Genomic DNA, 14,084 nt, shown 5'->3' on the forward strand with positions numbered 1-14,084 from the left:
TGCGATATGATTAATAGACCATGTTTGGAGGATATAATGGGACTTTTTTCTAAAATTGCCAGCGGTCTTAGAAAGACCAAGGATTTCCTTTTCGGCGGTATCCAGAGAGTGCTCAACTCTTTTACCGTTATCGACGAGGAGCTCTTCGACCAGCTTGAGGAGCAGATGATAATGAGCGATATCGGAGTTGAGACCTCCGAGGAGATATGCGACAGGCTCCGCAAGAAGATAAAGGAGCGCGGCATAACCGACCCCAAGGAGATAATGGGACTTATCCATGAAGTTATCGCGGAGATAATGGGCGACGATACAGGTCTGGACCTTTCCGTATCCCCCGCAGTAATAATGGTCATCGGCGTAAACGGCGCAGGCAAGACCACAACCATAGGCAAGCTCTGCCACCAGTTCAAGCAGGAGGGCAAGAAGGTCCTTGTAGCGGCAGCGGATACGTTCCGTGCGGCAGCAATCGACCAGCTTGAGGTGTGGACACAGCGCGCAGGCGTTGACATTGTAAAGCACGCCGAAGGCTCCGACCCTGGCGCAGTAGTATACGATGCCCTTGAAGCCGCAAAGGCAAGAGAGTGCGACGTAGTTGTAATAGATACGGCAGGACGTCTTCACAATAAGAAGAACCTTATGGAGGAGCTGAAGAAGATAAACCGTATCATCGACAACAAGGCAGGGGACTGCTCAAGAGAGATACTTCTCGTGCTTGACGCCACCACAGGACAGAACGCCGTAAACCAGGCGAAACTGTTCAGCGAGACCGCTCCCATCACGGGAATAGTTCTCACAAAGCTTGACGGTACAGCCAAGGGCGGTATCGTTATCTCCATAAAGAACGAGCTTGGCATACCCGTAAAGCTCATAGGCGTAGGCGAGAAGATAGACGACCTCCAGCCCTTTGACAGCAATATGTTCGTTGACGCCCTCTTTGCTTCACCCGAGCAGCTTGAAGCTCTTGAGGATGAGGACGAGGAGACCGAGGACTACGATAACGAGGAGTACGCTGAGGACGAGGAGGACACCGACATCGTGGAGGTGGACGGCGTTCAGGGCTACTACAACGAGTATGGCGCCTTTGTTGCCTATGAGGAGTCCGATGACGAGGACGAGGACTACGAAGAAGAAGCCGACGACGAAGACGAGGCAGAGGACGAGTCCTATGACGCTGACGATGAAGGCGATGAGGACGAGGAGTCTGACGATGATGACGACCTGACCGATGACGAGGACGCAGACGAAGAAGAGGAAGAAGACGAGGACGAGGAAGACGAGGAGGAAGAAGAAGCTCCCGCACCCGAGCCCGAGAAGAAGAAAAAGCGCGGCTTCTTCAGCAGACTTTTCGGAGGTAAGGACGATGATTAAGCAGCTGGTAATGGCTACAAACAACGCAAACAAGCTCCGCGAGGCGAGGGAGATACTCTCACCTCTGGGCATAGAGGTGCTGTCACAGCGCGAGGCAGGAGCAAACTGCGACCCCGAGGAAAACGGCGCCACATTTGCGGAAAATGCCCTTATCAAGGCAAGAGCGGTCTATGAAGCGGTAAAGCTGCCCACAGTAGCCGACGACAGCGGTCTCTGCGTAGCTGCACTGGACGGACGTCCTGGAGTATACTCCGCCAGGTACGCTCCCGAGGGACAGCACTGTGCAAAGCTCCTTGATGAAATGAAGGACGTCCCCACAGACAAAAGGGGAGCAGCTTTCGTGTGCTCCATCGCATTTATTGATGAAAACGGTGAGAATTACGGTGTAAGCGGCAGGTGCAGCGGCAGTATAGGCTATGAGCAGCGCGGCACCAACGGCTTCGGCTACGACCCTGTGTTCATGGTAGGAGAGAAAAGCATGGCGGAGCTGACCGCAGATGAAAAGAACGCAATAAGTCACAGAGGTGCGGCTCTCAGGGAGCTGTACAAGTACCTGAAAGAAAGATACGGTGAATAATATGCTTACAAGCAAGCAGAGAGCGTACCTGCGCGGTATCGCTTCCACATACGAGACCATATACCAGATAGGCAAGGGCGGCGTTACCGAGGCAATGTGCAATGACATATCCGCAGCACTGAAAAAGCGGGAGCTCATAAAGCTGAGGGTCCTTGACAATTCAGGCTGGACAGCAAGGGAAGCCGCAGACGCCATCGCCGAGCAGACAGGCGCAGACGTAGTGCAGGTCATCGGCAACAAATTCGTGCTTTTCAAGCGCAACGAAAAGGACCCCGTTATCGAGAACATCCCCAAGGCTAAGTAAGTCATGAGGGTACTGATAATATGCGGCACCTCCCACAAGGGCTCCGGCTACAGTATCGGACGCCTGACAGCCGAGAAGCTTGCAAAGCCCGAGGAAATAGACGAGGTGTTCCTGCCGCGGGACTTTGACGAGTTCTGCTGCGGCTGCACAAATTGCTTCACCAAGGGCGAGGAAACCTGTCCCCACTACGGAAAGCTTAGACCTATAACGGAGCTTATAGATGCCGCCGATGTGCTGATACTCACATCGCCCGTGTACGTTTATCACTGCACGGGACAGATGAAGGCGCTGCTGGACCATTACGGCTGGCGCTGGATGGCACACCGTCCCGAGGAGAAGATGTTCCGCAAGCAGGCGGTGGTAGTATCCACAGCTTCGGGAGCAGGGGTGAAGTCCGCCATGAAGGATATGGCAGACAGCTGTTTCTTCTGGGGCATACCCAAGACCTACAAGCTGGGCAGACCTGTTGCGGCGACGGACTGGGAAAGCGTAAAGCCCGAGGTGAAGGAAAGTATCAGCAAAAAGGCGGACAGTATCGCCAAAAAGATACTCAAGCGGCAGGGAAATGTACCCGTATCGCTTAAAACAAGAGGATTTTTCAAGATAATGAGCCTTATGCAGCGAAACGGCTGGAACAAGGCAGACATGGACTACTGGAAGGCAAAGGGCTGGACAGAGAGCAAACGTCCGTGGAAATAACAGGAGGTGCATAATGAAGACAGGCATATATGGCGGAAGCTTCAATCCCGTCCACAACGGACATATTCATCTTGCGGAAACTGCCGTTAAAGAGTTCGGACTTGACAGGCTGTTTCTCCTGCCTTCAAAAATATCTCCCCATCGCTCCAGTGCTGAGTACGCACCTGACGAGGACAGACTTGAGATGCTGAGACTTGCCTGCGAGGGCAATGATCATCTTTTCGTCAGCGATTACGAAATAAAAAGCGACCGTGTGAGCTATACTATATACACGGTGGAGCATTTCCGCGAGACCTATCCCGATGACGAGCTTTTCCTCCTTGTGGGAAGCGATATGCTCATGAGCTTTGACACATGGTTCCGCTACGAGGATATACTCTCCAATGTTACCCTGTGTGTAGTTTCCCGTGAAAAGGGAGATCTGCCAGCTCTGAAGAGAAAAGCTGAGGAGCTCGGAAAATTCGGCAGGATACTGGTATCCGAGGCTTCACCCACGGTCATTTCAAGCACTGAGGTAAGAAAAAAAATTGCAAAAAATAAGGATTTCACTTGCTATCTTGACGAAAATGTAGTACAATATATTAGATTGAAGGGATTATATTCAGTAAGAGGTGAAGGCAGTTTGCAGTATAACCCTGACGATAAGAAGAAATACCTGAAAGCGCATCTTTCGGCGAAGCGCTACACCCATTCACTGAATGTGGCAGCGGAGTGCAGAAAGCTTGCGGAAAAATACGGCGAGGACCCCGATAAGGCATATTTTGCGGGACTTCTCCACGATATATGCAAGGAGATGCCCGACGATGAGCAGAAGGCTCTGGTACTCGAAAGCGGATACACCGTCTGCCGCGAGGAGCTGGACACCCGTTCCCTCTGGCACGGTATCGCAGGCGCATATTTCATCAAAAAAGAGTTCGGAGTAGAGGATATAGACATTCTCAACTCTATTAGATTTCATACAGTGGGCAGGGCAGGAATGTCCCGACTTGAAGAGATAGTCTACATGGGCGATCTCATTTCCGCAGAGAGAGACTACAAAGACGTAGATAAAATGCGAAAGCTTGCTTATGCAGATCTCAACGCAGCGATGCGTGAGGCATTTGCATTTTCCATGAAGTCCGTGATAAAAAAAGGCGGAGTTATACCGATATGCACCGCCGAGGGGTATAATTTTTATACACGGCTTTCCAGATAAGATAAAAAAATGATGGAAATTTGAAAAGAGGACTCTAATGAACCGAGAAGAACTTAACGAGGAGTTAAAAACAAATGCAGACAACGCTCCGAAGCCTATGAAACCGCTGAGGAAGCTTAAACGTATAGATAACAGCCGCAAGCCCGCCGAGCCCGAATACCACGGGCTCCATGAGGCACCCCAGATAGATATAGCCATAGAAGGCGAGGAGAGACCTCAGGAGAGCGCTCCCCGTCAGGTATATCACGGAGCCCATGAAAAGGGCAGGAAGGAAGACTTCGTCGAGTCTGCGGACTATGAAGATTATGAGGACGAGGAAAAGCCGAAAGGCAAAAAGAAAAAGAGTAAGAAGGACGCCCTTATAAAGCTTGCCGCCATACTGGTGAGCATAGTGTCCATAATCACTCTTTTCCTGAATATGCCCATACTCTGGTACAAGAAGGCGGGGCAGCCCGACGAGAGAGTGTCCATAATCAACTATTTCAAGCGCTGGCAGCCCACAGGTGACATTGAGGGCGACCTTGAGAAACCCCAGATGGACCTCAGCGTGGATACAGACATCGTAAACGACGATTTTACCGACGGACTTGACCTTCCCCAGCTCATTGAGGGACAGTACACCGTGCTCTTCCTTGGATTTGACGAGGATCAGGAGCTCACCGATGTTATCTGGATATGCCAGTTTGACATCGCAGCAGCAAAGCTCCATATCCTTCAGATCCCCCGAGACAGCGCTGTGCCCAACTATACCAGCAATCCCACCACGAAGATAAACAGCGTTTACTACTATGCCTGGGATCAGGATTCCAGCAAGATACAGCGTGTGGTAAACTGTGTACAGGAAAACTTCGGAATACCCATAGACGCCTATATCACCACAACCTGCTTCGACATCGTTGACATCGTTGACCTTGTGGGCGGAATACCCATGAACATCGACAACGAGATCGTATATGAGGCGGACAAGATCATCCCCGCAGGCGAGAACGTGATACTCACAGGTGAGCAGGCAGAGTGGTTCGTGCGCTTCCGTCACGACTGGCTCCAGGGCGACATCGGACGAGTACAGAACCAGCGCCGCTTCATGGCAGCGGCCATGCAGAAGATACTCAGCATAGTAAAGGACGAGGGAAGGCTGAAGCTTTACAGCTACCTCAACACCATATACAGGAAGAAGTGGATAGCTACTAACATGAGCGTTGACGACCTGAGCAAGCTTGCGGACTTCGGCTCCACCCTCACCACGGATAACGTATCGGTCAACATGGTGCCCGGCGAGGACGCAGCCTACATCGGCTCTGACGGCGTACAGTACAGTATCTACTCTATCCACAAGAGGGCAACAGTGGATATGCTCAACGAGTATTTCCGTCCCTACCAGCGCCCCATGCTCCTTTCCGAGAGCAATATAATGGAATTTGTAAGCGAATATGAATATCAGTACGAGCTCTATGACGATACGGGAATAACCTTCAAGGACCTTGAAAAGGCAACGGAACCGCCGAGAGCTTCGGATTACAACTAATGAAAGAAAGGTGAAGCAGATGACAGAGCAGGAAAAGCTCGAGCTTATAGTAAAGACACTTGACAGCAAGAGAGGCGAGGACATACAGGCGATAAAGATCTCCGACCTGACTATCCTTGCGGACTACTTCGTAATAGTAAACGGTACCAGCAACACCCATGCAAGAACACTGGCGGACGAGGTGGAGTTCGTACTTTCACAGAAGGGCATCGAGCCCCAGCGCCGCGAGGCAGACACGGGCAACACCTGGATAATCCTTGACTACGCCGATATAATCGTCCATGTATTCTACAAGGACACCAGAAACTTCTACAAGCTTGAGGGACTCTGGGCAGACGGCGAGCAGGTAGACATCAGCAGCCTTCTTGTAAAGGAGAATGAAGGTTGACGTTCAAAAACAAAACAGGCGGTACGCTGATCGTAGTTATGGCGGTGTATGTAGTGGCGAAGTGCCTGTTGAACATGGCACTCAGCGGACATCTTTCCGTTACCACCCTTGTCATAGCCATACTTGAGGCAGCAGCCTTTTTCCTGTGGTTCAGGTATGTGAACTATGCTCTGGCAGGGCTTCTTGCCTTCATAGCTATAATATACTTTCCGCAGAACATAGCCAATATCGGCTCCAACTGGATATACCTCCTTGAGGGAGCCGCAGACGTATGCTGTGCCGCACTTTTATGCTTCCACAAAGATGTTGCGGAGCATTACACGAGACCATGGAACAATAATAATTAAAATAAAGGAATGATATTACAATGAGCAGATATGATTTCTCATCTGTTGAAGCCAAATGGCAGAAATACTGGGACGAGCATGACACCTTCAAGGCGTCAGATGACCACAGCAAGAAGAAGTTCTATGCGCTGGTAGAGTTCCCCTATCCTTCGGGACACGGAATGCACGTAGGCCACATCAAGGCATATTCGGGACTTGAGGTAGTAAGCCGCAAGCGCCGTCTTGAGGGCTACAACGTACTTTTCCCCATAGGCTTTGACGCCTACGGCCTCCCCACGGAGAATACTGCTATCAAGGAGAATATCCACCCTAGAATAGTTACTGACAGAAACATTGAGAAGTTCACAAATCAGCTCCGTACAGTAGGATTTTCCTTTGACTGGTCCAGAGTAATAGACACCACAGATGAGAGCTACTACAAGTGGACACAGTGGATATTCCTGAAGATGTTCGAGAATGGCCTTGTATTCCGCGACAAGACCTCAGTAAACTACTGCCCCAGCTGTAAGGTAGTTCTCTCCAACGAGGACTCACAGGGCGGCAAGTGCGACGTATGCCACAGCGACATCATTCAGAAGACCAAGGAGGTATGGTACCTCCGTATCACAGAGTACGCAGACAAGCTCCTTGAGGGACTTGAGACCGTAGACTACCTGCCTAACGTAAAGCTCCAGCAGCAGAACTGGATAGGCAAGTCCACAGGCGCATTCGTTGATTTCAAGATAAAGGAGCAGGACGAGAAGCTCCGCATCTACACCACCCGTCCCGACACACTCTATGGCGTTACCTTCATGGTTATCGCCCCCGAGCACCCCATTATCCAGAAGTACCGCGACAGCATCGCTAATATCGCCGCACTGGACGATTACAAGGCAGAGTGCGCAAAGAAGAGCGAGTTTGAGAGAACACAGCTCGTCAAGGACAAGACAGGCGTGAAGATAGAGGGACTTACAGCCATCAACCCCATCACAGGCAAGGAGATACCGATCTACATATCCGACTATGTAATGATGGGCTACGGCACAGGTGCTATCATGGCAGTTCCCGCACATGATACAAGAGACTATGACTTCGCAAAGAAGTTCGGCATAGACATCATCGAGGTCATCAAGGGCGGCGACATCACCAAGGAAGCCTACACAGGCGAGGGCGAGCTTGTGAACTCAGGCGAGCTCAACGGACTTTCCAACAAGAAGGATGCCATCAACAAGGCTCTTGAGATACTTGAAAAGCTTGGCTGCGGCGAAAAGGGCGTACAGTACAAGATGAAGGACTGGGCATTCAACCGCCAGAGATACTGGGGCGAGCCTATCCCGATAGTACATTGCGACACCTGCGGAATGGTAGCCGTACCCTATGAGGAGCTTCCTCTGAGACTGCCCGAGGTGGAGAACTTCGAGCCCGGTACAGACGGCGAGAGCCCTCTTGCAAAGATAGACAGCTTCGTAAAGTGCAAGTGCCCCAAGTGCGGCAGGGACGCACGCCGCGAGACCGATACGATGCCTCAGTGGGCAGGTTCATCATGGTACTTCCTCCGCTACTGCGACCCCAAGAACGACAATGAGTTCGCATCACAGGAGGCACTGAAGTACTGGATGCCCGTTGACTGGTACAACGGCGGTATGGAGCACGTTACAAGACATATGATCTACAGCCGTTTCTGGCACAAGTTCCTCTACGATCTGGGACTGGTACCCACCTCAGAGCCCTATGCAAAGCGTACCGCACAGGGACTTATCCTCGGACCCGACGGCGAGAAGATGTCCAAGTCAAGAGGCAACGTCATCGACCCCAACGACGTAGTAGCCGAGTACGGCGCAGACGTACTGAGACTGTATGTACTCTTCATGGGCGACTACGAGAAGGCAGCTCCCTGGAGCGAATCCAGCATCAAGGGCTGCAAGAGATTTGTGGACAGAGTATGGTCACTTACCGATATGCTCACAGAGGGCACAGAGTACACAGAGGGACTCCGCTCCAACTTCCACAAGACCATCAAGAAGGTAACAGAGGACATTGAGGCTATGAAGTTCAACACAGCTATCGCAGCCCTCATGACCCTCATAAACGATATATATAACGCAGGCTCCATAAACAAGGCAGAGCTGGGCGCATTCTGCACACTGCTCTATCCCTTCGCACCTCACATCTCCGAGGAGATCTACAACAGCGTATTCGGCACAGTTCTCAGCGAGCAGGGCTGGGTAAGCTATGACGAGGCGCTCTGTAAGGACGACACTATCGAGATAGTTGTACAGGTAAACGGAAAGCTGAAGGCAAAGCTGAATATCGCAGTTGACGCCGATAAGGACTCCGTTATCGCTCTGGCACTTGCAGACGAGAAGGTAAAGGAAGCAACAGACGGTAAGAATATCCTGAAACAGATATATGTACCAAATAAACTTGTTAATATTGTTGCAAAATAACGAATTTTTTTCGGACGAAAAAAATGCTTGACAATCGTCCGAAAATATGGTAAACTTATAGTATATTCTTTATAACTAATTATAGTATATCTGCTATTTATTGGGGTATATGCTGACTGACACCCGCAAGGGTGATTAGTATAGAGCATCGGAGCCGAGCTCCGAGCAACCTCTGAACAAGGGAGGGAAATTTAGTGGCAGAAGTTCGTGTTGGCAAAAACGAGTCTTTAGACACAGCTCTTAAGAGATTTAAGAGATCATGTGCAAAGGACGGCGTAATTGCTGAGGTTCGTAAGAGAGAGCACTACGAGAAGCCTTCGGTAAAGCGTAAGAAGAAGTCTGAGGCAGCTCGTAAGCGTAAGTATTGATCTTACGGAAATGATTAATGTTGATAAAAGCGGGCTTAGGCTCGCTTTTTCATTTGTATGAACGGAGTTGACAAATAACTTGGGCCTTATACATAAAATTACAGGGACCGACGTGGATTTCGCCTTCAGAAGAACGGTGGAGATCAGTCCCGCCTTTCTTAAAAAGCACGGAATAAAGGGACTTATCCTTGACGTGGACAATACCCTTACCACCCATGACAATCCCGTCCCTGCCGAGGGTATAAGGGAGTGGCTTGACACCATGAGAGCCGCAGGCATAAAGCTGATGATCGTCTCAAACAATCACCCCGAGCGCGTGAGACCCTTTGCGGACCCCCTGGGGCTTGATTTCGTCAGCGACAGCGGCAAGCCCCTGAGAAGGGGCTACAAGGCGGCTATGAAGAAAATGGGGCTGAAAGCCTCAGAGACCGCCGCAGTAGGGGATCAGCTGTTTACGGACGTATGGGGAGCCAACATATCGGGCGTGACCATGCTCTACGTCGAGCCCATGGAGCTTGAACCGAAGAGCAAGCGCTTCATAAGATTCAAAAGGGTACTTGAAAAGCCCTTCCTGCCGAAAAAATTTGTCAAACTTGCAAAGGAGTAAATATGGTTAAGAAGATACTTGTTATACACGGTCCCAACCTCAATCTGCTGGGAGAGCGTGAGCCCGGTGTTTACGGAGACCAGAGCATCGACGCCCTCAACAGCAATATAATCGACCGTGCAAAGGAACAGGGGCTGGAGTGCGAGATATTCCAGTCCAATCACGAGGGAGCCATCATAGACAAGCTCCACGCCGCAAGGAAGAGCTTTGACGGAGTTATCCTCAATGCAGGCGCCTATACACACTACAGCTACGCTATCCGCGACGCTATCGCAGCCATAAAGATCCCCGTCATCGAGGTACACATCAGCAACGTGTTCGCAAGAGACGGCTTTCGCTCAAATTCTGTCATTGCGCCTGTTTGCAAGGGCAGCATAAGCGGCTTCGGCTTCGGAAGCTATTACCTTGCAGTGCAGGCTCTTTCAGAGCTTTAAGAGGTGCTGCATGACCAGATTTGACAGACTTTTTGATATATTCGAGGGCGCAGACTGCGTACTCATAACCTCAGACATAAACAGGCGGTATTTTACAGGCATGAAGTCCTCTGCGGGAGTGATACTTGCATTTCCAGGGAAGGCATATCTGCTCATAGATTTCCGCTACATAGAGAAGGCGAGAGCCACAGTAAAGGACGCTGAGGTAATAGAGCTGAAGAAGCTCTACCCCCAGCTCATGGAGCTGCTGAAAAAGCACGGCGCAGAGTCCGTTGCCATAGAGTCCGAGACCATGACGGTGAAGGAGCTCAACGCCTATGAGCACTTCTTCACAAACCTTAACTTTGTCAGCAACGACTCTCTCAGCAACGCCATAGCCACTCTGAGAGCCTCTAAGGACAGCGATGAGATAGCCTGCATAAGGATGGCTCAGGAGATAGCTGAGAGGGCTCTGGAGGAGCTTCTGGGCTTCATAAAGGTGGGTGTGACCGAGCGCGAGATAGCTCTTGAGCTGAACCGCCTGATGTTTGCCTTCGGAGCTGAGGATCTTTCCTTCGATACCATAGTCCTTTCGGGAGCCAATACCTCCATGCCTCACGGAGTTCCCTCCGACAAGAAGGTGGAGAGCGGCGATTTCGTCCTCATGGACTTCGGCGCAGTCTACAACGGCTACCACAGCGACATGACCAGAACAGTCTGCGTAGGGGAGCCCACCGATGAGATGCGCAGGGTATACGATACAGTCCTTGAGGCGCAGCTTGCAGGCTTAGAAGCCGCAAAGGCAGGCATAACAGGCAGCGACCTTGACAAGGTGTCCAGAGACATCATCGAAAAGGCAGGCTACGGCGCCTGCTTCGGACACTCTCTGGGTCACGGCGTAGGCATGGAGATACACGAAAAGCCCAATGCTTCACCCAATTACAAGCTTCCCCTGAATGAGGGCGCAGTAGTAACGGTAGAGCCGGGTATCTATATCGCAGGAAAATTCGGCGTCAGAATAGAGGATTTTGTCATTTTGACCGAAAACGGCTGCGAAAACTTGACAAAAAGTGCAAAAAATCTCATAACTTTATAAGAATATCGCTTTAGGTATTGCAAAAATTCCTGAAATGTGGTAAAATAAAGTATCATATTAATTTGAAAAATACGGAGGTATTTATAATGATTTCAGCAGGAGATTTCAGAAACGGCGTTACCTTTGAGCTTGACGGACAGGTTGTTCAGGTCGTTGAATTCCAGCACGTTAAGCCCGGTAAGGGAGCTGCTTTTGTAAGAACTAAATACAAGAACGTGATCACAGGTTCAGTTGTAGAAACTTCTTTCAACCCCACAGCTAAGTTCCCTACAGCTTTCGTTGAGAGAAAGGATATGCAGTACAGCTACAACGACGGTGATCTTTACTACTTCATGGATCTCGAGACCTATGAGCAGGTACCGATCAGCGCATCTATCCTTGGCGACAACTTCAAGTTCGTAAAGGAAGAGATGATCTGCAAGATCCTCTCATACAAGGGCAACGTATTCGGCGTAGAGCCCCCCAACTTCGTTGAGCTGAAGGTCACACAGACAGACCCCGGCTTCAAGGGCGATACAGCTACAAACGCTACAAAGCCTGCAACACTTGAGACAGGCGCAGAGATCAAGGTTCCGCTCTTCATCGACGAAGGCGAGATCATTCAGGTAGACACAAGAACAGGCGAGTATATGTCAAGAGCATAAGCTCCTGTTAACCGCGATACTATTTTGAGAGGAGGAGCTTGTTATGAAGCTTACCGAGAAAATGTCATATTTACAGGGACTTATCGACGGTCTTGAGATCGACGCATCTACAAAGGAGGGCAAGGCTCTCATCCAGATGTCAGAGGTAATGTCCGAGCTGGTGCTCTATGTTGAGGACCTCCAGTCACAGGTAGACGAGCTCACAGAGCTCTGCGACATCCTTGACGAGGATCTTGGCGCAGTTGAGGATGATTTCTATGAGGATCTTGACTGTGACGAGTGCGACGGCGACTGTGACAGTTGCGACGACGATGACGACTGGGACGATGACGATTTTGACTTCGATGACGAGGACGATGACGATGAGCTTTATGAGATCACCTGTCCCACCTGCGGAGACACCATTCTCCTTGACGAGGGCATGATCGAAGAGGGATCAATAAACTGTCCTAACTGCGATGAGCTCCTTGAGTTCGATTATGATGATCTTACTATCGAGGACTTTGAGGACAAGGACGAAGAGCCCGAGAAGAAGTGATCGCAAAGGATCGTAAAACAGGCTGCGGATAGCGATTATCCGCAGCCTTTATTATTGAGATGAAAAGCCCCGCTTTTGATCGCGGGGCTTTTTTATTTTTTTACATTTGTCAGACGAAGAAAGACGACATAGGCTTCCTGGTCTGCATTAAGGTTAAAACTGCATATCTCATAGTCATCATTTAAATGCATGAGATTATATGTATCAAAGGAGCGGCTGCTGCCGTTACCGCGGCAGATACCGAGTTCCTGATGGTTCTTGATATAATTGGGATCCAGGGGTTCAATAGCAGACTTAGGAAAGAAGATATTCACTTCGCAGTCATGGTCGCATCTGAAGGAGTAGGCTTTTGAAGCTGTCTCTGCGGTGAAGAATTCATTGTCCCATTCAGAGCCGTTATCGGGGACGACCTCCCTGACAGTAACAGTGCTGCTGTCCTCGTCCTTGATATAATAGGACATATCTCCCACCTGCCCAAGGGAGAAGTCCTCATGGACAGTTTCAATGCGGTTGATTATCGTTCTGCTCTCTGCATAGAATGGCAGCATAGAGCTCCGGTCGTACAGACCAACATAATCCTTATCCCGATATGATACCAGAGTGATGTCGTTCTTATTATTGTTTTTGAAAAAGTACAAGGGAAGGTCCCTGCCCGAAATGGAGGAAATATCCGTATTCACATATTCCGCCAGGACAGAGCAGCGGCTGTTGCTGAAAAACTCCCCGGGAGCGGAAGGATCGAAGCTCTCAGAGTACATATTGATACATTCATTTTCTATGGGGTCAAAGCTTGTCTGGACCATTCCGCCTTTCAGCGTAAGCTGCACAGGCTTGCCTGTTATCTCAGAGATAGCAGAACAGAAGCAGTCCGCAATATCCCTGCTCTGATAATTATCGGATCCGTCGGTATTTTCCGAAGCGCCGTCGATATACACACCGAAGTCACGGTCACCGTGGTTCATACGGACGTATACCGTAGTCAGAGGAGTGGAGTTTATCCAGCCATATTTTCTTTCCTGTTCTGCACTTATGACCTCAGGAGTAAAGCCGTACTTATCCTCAATATATTTAACGGCATTGGACTTGGCTGTACTGATATACTGCCTGTTCAGCTTTTTTTGTTCCCTGTTGTCACAGCCTGTAAGCGCAAGTACAGCCATGACGGCAAATAATACAGTTTTCTTCATAATGACCGCTTTATTGTAAGCTGTTTATTTTTGTTTTGAAGGAATGTGTGTAAGAATGAAAAAAGCCGCAGCAAAAACGCCAATACCAATTCGTACTGCTATGTACTTTGTCTTTACGAACCACACAAACAGCAGCACCACAACAGCGATAAAGATAAACAGGCATACCAGCATAAATATACTGTTTGAGCCGACGATCTTATCAACATTGGTGCCGATTATCTGCCCGTTTTCAACGGTTATTTCGATGGTACTGCCCACATCGACAATCATGTGGGTACCGTCTTTGTATGTGGCGGTCTGCTTCACGCCGTCCTTTTCGTACTCACAGGTAAATATCGAAAGCATAGACTCGCTGTCATTTTGTCTGTCGGTAATGACCGCAATGAATTTTTCGCTCAT

Annotated in this window: 16 protein-coding genes and 1 pseudogene; 15 read left to right on the forward strand and 2 right to left on the reverse strand. The window is 49.8% G+C overall.

The annotated features are described in order from the left end of the window. Positions 1 to 36: 36 nt before the first annotated feature. The 15 genes and pseudogenes from ftsY to T488_RS0114260 all read left to right on the forward strand — a co-directional run. Positions 37 to 936, forward strand: a pseudogene (ftsY, locus tag T488_RS18180) (signal recognition particle-docking protein FtsY); the annotation flags it as partial. Between the two features lie 424 nt (positions 937 to 1,360). Next, the gene (gene rdgB / locus T488_RS0114195) at positions 1,361 to 1,945 is read left to right on the forward strand and encodes an RdgB/HAM1 family non-canonical purine NTP pyrophosphatase (RefSeq protein ID WP_028521371.1); all 585 of its coding nucleotides are present in this window, start codon (positions 1,361 to 1,363) and stop codon (positions 1,943 to 1,945) included. Between the two features lies 1 nt (position 1,946). Beyond that, the gene (locus T488_RS0114200; protein WP_019678103.1) at positions 1,947 to 2,249 is read left to right on the forward strand and encodes a YhbY family RNA-binding protein; all 303 of its coding nucleotides are present in this window, start codon (positions 1,947 to 1,949) and stop codon (positions 2,247 to 2,249) included. A 3-nt stretch (positions 2,250 to 2,252) separates the two neighbouring features. Further along, positions 2,253 to 2,948, forward strand: coding sequence for an NAD(P)H-dependent oxidoreductase (locus T488_RS0114205; RefSeq protein WP_028521372.1), 696 nt, complete (start codon positions 2,253 to 2,255; stop codon positions 2,946 to 2,948). A gap of 13 nt (positions 2,949 to 2,961) precedes the next feature. Continuing rightward, on the forward strand, positions 2,962 to 4,143 hold the full coding sequence (locus tag T488_RS19410) for a nicotinate-nucleotide adenylyltransferase (protein ID WP_028521373.1): 1,182 nt from the start codon (positions 2,962 to 2,964) through the stop codon (positions 4,141 to 4,143). Between the two features lie 37 nt (positions 4,144 to 4,180). Beyond that, positions 4,181 to 5,668: an LCP family protein gene (locus T488_RS0114215; protein ID WP_028521374.1), complete on the forward strand. Its 1,488-nt coding sequence runs from the start codon at positions 4,181 to 4,183 to the stop codon at positions 5,666 to 5,668. 19 nt (positions 5,669 to 5,687) lie between these two features. Next, positions 5,688 to 6,056 carry a ribosome silencing factor gene (gene rsfS, locus T488_RS0114220; RefSeq protein WP_028521375.1) on the forward strand — a complete coding sequence of 123 codons (369 nt, stop codon included), beginning with the start codon at positions 5,688 to 5,690 and terminating at the stop codon, positions 6,054 to 6,056. After that, positions 6,053 to 6,403: a hypothetical protein gene (locus T488_RS0114225; protein ID WP_028521376.1), complete on the forward strand. Its 351-nt coding sequence runs from the start codon at positions 6,053 to 6,055 to the stop codon at positions 6,401 to 6,403. The genes rsfS and T488_RS0114225 overlap by 4 nt, the downstream gene beginning before the upstream one ends. A gap of 20 nt (positions 6,404 to 6,423) precedes the next feature. Next, positions 6,424 to 8,829, forward strand: coding sequence for a leucine--tRNA ligase (gene leuS, locus T488_RS0114230; RefSeq protein WP_028521377.1), 2,406 nt, complete (start codon positions 6,424 to 6,426; stop codon positions 8,827 to 8,829). A gap of 194 nt (positions 8,830 to 9,023) precedes the next feature. Continuing rightward, positions 9,024 to 9,197, forward strand: a complete 174-nt coding sequence (gene rpsU, locus T488_RS0114235) for a 30S ribosomal protein S21 (RefSeq protein ID WP_009984057.1) — start codon at positions 9,024 to 9,026, stop codon at positions 9,195 to 9,197. A 112-nt stretch (positions 9,198 to 9,309) separates the two neighbouring features. Beyond that, the gene (locus tag T488_RS0114240) at positions 9,310 to 9,804 is read left to right on the forward strand and encodes a YqeG family HAD IIIA-type phosphatase (RefSeq protein WP_037298475.1); all 495 of its coding nucleotides are present in this window, start codon (positions 9,310 to 9,312) and stop codon (positions 9,802 to 9,804) included. A 2-nt stretch (positions 9,805 to 9,806) separates the two neighbouring features. Next, the gene (gene aroQ, locus T488_RS0114245; protein WP_028521379.1) at positions 9,807 to 10,238 is read left to right on the forward strand and encodes a type II 3-dehydroquinate dehydratase; all 432 of its coding nucleotides are present in this window, start codon (positions 9,807 to 9,809) and stop codon (positions 10,236 to 10,238) included. A gap of 10 nt (positions 10,239 to 10,248) precedes the next feature. After that, positions 10,249 to 11,313 (forward strand): aminopeptidase P family protein, encoded by a 1,065-nt coding sequence (locus tag T488_RS0114250; protein ID WP_028521380.1) that lies wholly within the window; start codon positions 10,249 to 10,251, stop codon positions 11,311 to 11,313. Between the two features lie 86 nt (positions 11,314 to 11,399). Further along, positions 11,400 to 11,957, forward strand: a complete 558-nt coding sequence (gene efp, locus T488_RS0114255; RefSeq protein ID WP_028521381.1) for an elongation factor P — start codon at positions 11,400 to 11,402, stop codon at positions 11,955 to 11,957. A 43-nt stretch (positions 11,958 to 12,000) separates the two neighbouring features. Further along, complete coding sequence (locus T488_RS0114260; RefSeq protein WP_028521382.1) at positions 12,001 to 12,495, forward strand: CD1247 N-terminal domain-containing protein; 495 nt, start codon at positions 12,001 to 12,003, stop codon at positions 12,493 to 12,495. A 92-nt stretch (positions 12,496 to 12,587) separates the two neighbouring features. Here the strand turns inward: T488_RS0114260 and T488_RS0114265 are convergent, their stop codons facing one another. Further along, positions 12,588 to 13,682 carry a hypothetical protein gene (locus tag T488_RS0114265; protein ID WP_028521383.1) on the reverse strand — a complete coding sequence of 365 codons (1,095 nt, stop codon included), beginning with the start codon at positions 13,680 to 13,682 and terminating at the stop codon, positions 12,588 to 12,590. 24 nt (positions 13,683 to 13,706) lie between these two features. Continuing rightward, on the reverse strand, positions 13,707 to 14,084 hold the full coding sequence (locus tag T488_RS0114270) for a hypothetical protein (RefSeq protein WP_155267230.1): 378 nt from the start codon (positions 14,082 to 14,084) through the stop codon (positions 13,707 to 13,709).

The sequence above is a fragment of the Ruminococcus flavefaciens ND2009 genome (assembly GCF_000621785.1).
GTDB classification, from domain to species: Bacteria; Bacillota; Clostridia; order Oscillospirales; family Ruminococcaceae; genus Ruminococcus; species Ruminococcus flavefaciens_C.

What these genes read in the sequence shown, in the direction of transcription:
- rdgB (WP_028521371.1), top strand. Translation starts at nt 1,361, where the DNA reads ATGATTAAGCAGCTGGTAATGGCTACAAACAACGCAAACAAGCTCCGC.
- T488_RS0114200 (WP_019678103.1), top strand. Translation starts at nt 1,947, where the DNA reads ATGCTTACAAGCAAGCAGAGAGCGTACCTGCGCGGTATCGCTTCCACA.
- T488_RS0114205 (WP_028521372.1), top strand. Translation starts at nt 2,253, where the DNA reads ATGAGGGTACTGATAATATGCGGCACCTCCCACAAGGGCTCCGGCTAC.
- T488_RS19410 (WP_028521373.1), top strand. Translation starts at nt 2,962, where the DNA reads ATGAAGACAGGCATATATGGCGGAAGCTTCAATCCCGTCCACAACGGA.
- T488_RS0114215 (WP_028521374.1), top strand. Translation starts at nt 4,181, where the DNA reads ATGAACCGAGAAGAACTTAACGAGGAGTTAAAAACAAATGCAGACAAC.
- rsfS (WP_028521375.1), top strand. Translation starts at nt 5,688, where the DNA reads ATGACAGAGCAGGAAAAGCTCGAGCTTATAGTAAAGACACTTGACAGC.
- leuS (WP_028521377.1), top strand. Translation starts at nt 6,424, where the DNA reads ATGAGCAGATATGATTTCTCATCTGTTGAAGCCAAATGGCAGAAATAC.
- aroQ (WP_028521379.1), top strand. Translation starts at nt 9,807, where the DNA reads ATGGTTAAGAAGATACTTGTTATACACGGTCCCAACCTCAATCTGCTG.
- T488_RS0114250 (WP_028521380.1), top strand. Translation starts at nt 10,249, where the DNA reads ATGACCAGATTTGACAGACTTTTTGATATATTCGAGGGCGCAGACTGC.
- efp (WP_028521381.1), top strand. Translation starts at nt 11,400, where the DNA reads ATGATTTCAGCAGGAGATTTCAGAAACGGCGTTACCTTTGAGCTTGAC.
- T488_RS0114260 (WP_028521382.1), top strand. Translation starts at nt 12,001, where the DNA reads ATGAAGCTTACCGAGAAAATGTCATATTTACAGGGACTTATCGACGGT.
- T488_RS0114265 (WP_028521383.1), bottom strand. Translation starts at nt 13,682, where the DNA reads ATGAAGAAAACTGTATTATTTGCCGTCATGGCTGTACTTGCGCTTACA.
- T488_RS0114270 (WP_155267230.1), bottom strand. Translation starts at nt 14,084, where the DNA reads ATGAGCGAAAAATTCATTGCGGTCATTACCGACAGACAAAATGACAGC.